Origin of the sequence: Mesorhizobium sp. M7D.F.Ca.US.004.01.2.1, from assembly GCF_003997785.1 — a bacterium.
In the GTDB taxonomy this organism is placed as follows: Bacteria; Pseudomonadota; Alphaproteobacteria; order Rhizobiales; family Rhizobiaceae; genus Mesorhizobium; species Mesorhizobium loti.
On sequence record NZ_RZRQ01000526.1, the window covers coordinates 1 to 2,756 of the forward strand.

At 59.6% G+C, this 2,756-nt stretch carries 3 protein-coding genes and 1 pseudogene; 2 read left to right on the forward strand and 2 right to left on the reverse strand.

The genetic code is table 11. The features are described from left to right. Positions 1-135: 135 nt before the first annotated feature. On the reverse strand, positions 136-924 hold the full coding sequence (locus EN993_RS34165) for a TrbG/VirB9 family P-type conjugative transfer protein (protein WP_164758000.1): 789 nt from the start codon (positions 922-924) through the stop codon (positions 136-138). Positions 925-932: 8 nt separating this feature from the next. After that, positions 933-1,715 (reverse strand): type IV secretion system protein, encoded by a 783-nt coding sequence (locus tag EN993_RS34170; protein WP_348630453.1) that lies wholly within the window; start codon positions 1,713-1,715, stop codon positions 933-935. Positions 1,716-1,969: 254 nt separating this feature from the next. On the opposite strand from EN993_RS34170, the gene EN993_RS34175 reads away from it, so the two are divergent. Then, positions 1,970-2,413 carry a hypothetical protein gene (locus tag EN993_RS34175; RefSeq protein ID WP_245469050.1) on the forward strand — a complete coding sequence of 148 codons (444 nt, stop codon included), beginning with the start codon at positions 1,970-1,972 and terminating at the stop codon, positions 2,411-2,413. A 58-nt stretch (positions 2,414-2,471) separates the two neighbouring features. Further along, positions 2,472-2,756, forward strand: a pseudogene (locus tag EN993_RS34180) (hypothetical protein); the annotation flags it as partial.

A 2,756-nucleotide genomic window follows, 5' to 3' on the forward strand; every position in this document is an offset into this window, starting at 1 on the left:
CGCGAGGCCAGTTCAGCCATATCAGCGCGCCTACGAGCACCACGCCGAGGCCGACCAGGGCGATTTTGGTACCCACACCCGCACCGCGGCGCGCCACCGTCGGGCTGCCGTCCAGTTGGTTATAATCGATCTGGGTCATCCCCGCCCTCCGCTGGACCCGAACAGGGTGGAACCGCCTGTTAGTTTCGTTGGACCGTAGACCTGCTCGACTGGATCGATGGCGTTGGGTCGAGCCCGGTTGTATAGGCAGAGCGTCTTGCCATCGGCTCGCAAGGTGAATTGCCGTGCCACCTTGTCGATGACGGTGTATTTGCCCTGAGTGCGAACGTTGACCAGAGACTCATGGCGGTTGTCGTCGACCACGAAAATCGCTGGAATGTCACCCTTGAATTCCAGAAACACCTTGGTGCCGTCGTCGAATACGGTGCGTGGCTTCAGGCTGTCATCGCCTTTGTACGCATAGTCGTAATTGAGATCGGCATAGTTCAGGTCCTTCAAATCCGGATCGGCGGCGCTCTCCTTGGCCTGTGAGAGCAGGCGCGCGTTAATATCCTCGTCCGGGTATTTGAACCGGACCTGGAAGGATGCCCGGTCCCGGGCGTTGTCAGTCGCCTGCAGCAGCAGGGAATAGACACGACGGTTGGTGACAACGTTGACATTGGTCCACGCATCGCGCTCCAGCGGCTTGACGAAGAGGAATCGCGATCCGCGTTTGGGGATGATCGACCAGCCTTTCGTGTCGCCGGCGGAGACGGTTTCGATGACTTCGGTCGGACTGAGTTCGACCATGGTTGAAATACCGAGAGCGGCGCGCACCGTGGTCACGTCGTCGTTGTTGAAGGTGACATATCGGATGCGGCCATCGCGTGCGGCCGCGCCGTGGATCGTCCCGAGCAGAAGGGCGGTCGCCAGGGCGAGTCTCACGCGCCATCTCATTGCAGGCTCCCCGCAGCCGGCGCCGATTCCTGGTCGCGGCGGTAATCCGTGATCTGAAATCCCAACGGGTTGTCGAAACGCCATTCGTTCTTGAGCGGTGTTGAGGTGTAGCGGAACTTTATCACCGCCACCCAATTGTCGGCGGTGGATGAATTGTCCCGCCGCGTCGTCGTGGCAAAGCGCACCGAGGCCGTGTTGCGATTGAGCAGGGAAACCGACTTGATCTCGACCGCTACAGTGACATTGCGGCCATAGGTCTTGTCGAGCGATTGCGGATTTGCTGGCGTGTACAGCCATGTCAAATCCTTGGACGCCGCGTCGGTGGAGTACAGCTGCGCCAGGTCGTAATTCTGTTTCAGTTCACGGGAATCGTAGGTTTCGCGGGCCCTGATGTAGCGCACAAGATTGGCCGCCGTGACGGCCTCGTTCTGCGATAAATCTCCAGGCTTGAGCGCGCGCATGATCTCGAGGTAGCCCGTCGATTTGTCGACCTCTACAACGTACGGTTCGAACTGCCGGAGTGGCAGGATCAGCACGAGCGCCAGCAGCGACAGCACCGCAACCAGTCCCGAAATGCCGCTGACGACCCACGCCAATGTACGCGATCGGCGCATTGACCTGTGCGTGTCGTCTTCCCAGGTCGCGCCTGCCCTGTAATAGCGCTTGTCGACGAGTTCGCGGCTGCTGCTAGCAGGTGTTTCCATTGAGATTGACACTTTAGTATTGCCTCGTTTGCGCGACGATCCCGATCCCGATCGAGGGCCGCGATCGGTGATCATTCTTGTGTTCTAGGCCAGAGGCCTGGAGTTATCGCGCGCACCTTGCTGGATGGCGGTCCGGGTTGCGGCATCGGCCCTGGCTGCTCGCGAAGATCGAAAACTGTTTGTCGCGAGCTGCCGGGCGCCCCGAGCGGCGCGGCCTGCGGCCCATCGCGCGCCGGAATAGCGCACGGCATTCCTGCCGAACGTCCCATATGAGTAGCGAGCGCCCATGGTGCTGAGATACCCCCTCGTGCCACCCGCCGATCTACAAGTTGATTGCGGCGATGGAAGCTCCGGGTTTTGACTGGCCGACCTGTCCGCAAGCCAACTCCAGCGCGGCGAGATTTGAGAAGTATGAGGATTGTCCGTCTGGCTGGCAAGCAGTTGGCAGCTCCGAATCCGATCGGCCGGGCTTAGGTCAAGAACGGAACATCTGCCGCATCGCGGCCGATAGGCTCTCCTTGCCCGTTGTTTTCAAAAGCAACGCCCTCGGCGGGCATCATGGAGACGGTTCACGTCCGGTCCAAATCGAAATCGACGGTAAGGTGGTTGCGGCAACAATCCAGACCGCGGGAAACGATCGAGGGCATTCCCTTGGTAATGGCCCCACTTACTACACCATCCCTCGACCGATGCGCGGAAAGCCCTGGTTTATCGAGTATGATGACGCGAACGGCGTGCGCCAGAAAAGCTGGTTCACTCTCAACATCCCATGAGCCAGGCGATCACGCAGGACGAGGTGCTACGACGGTGACAATTTCAGGGAGGTTTGAAGTGTTCAAGGCGCTTCTCCTGTCCGCTGTGATTATGAACACAGGCACAGTGTTGGCGGTGGCTGGTCAGAGCGACAAGCCGCGATCAAACGTGGATAACCCTATGTGGCCGGCTTCACTGAAATGGGACTGCAAGACCGCAGCCAAAATCGTATGCGAGCGCGATGGCAGTTGTTCGGTGGCTGAGGACCACACTGGATTTGTGCTGAACTACGGCAGCAACGAAGCCGAGTTTCCGGCCAGCAATGTCAGGATCAAACGCCACTATCAACAGACCGTGCAGGGG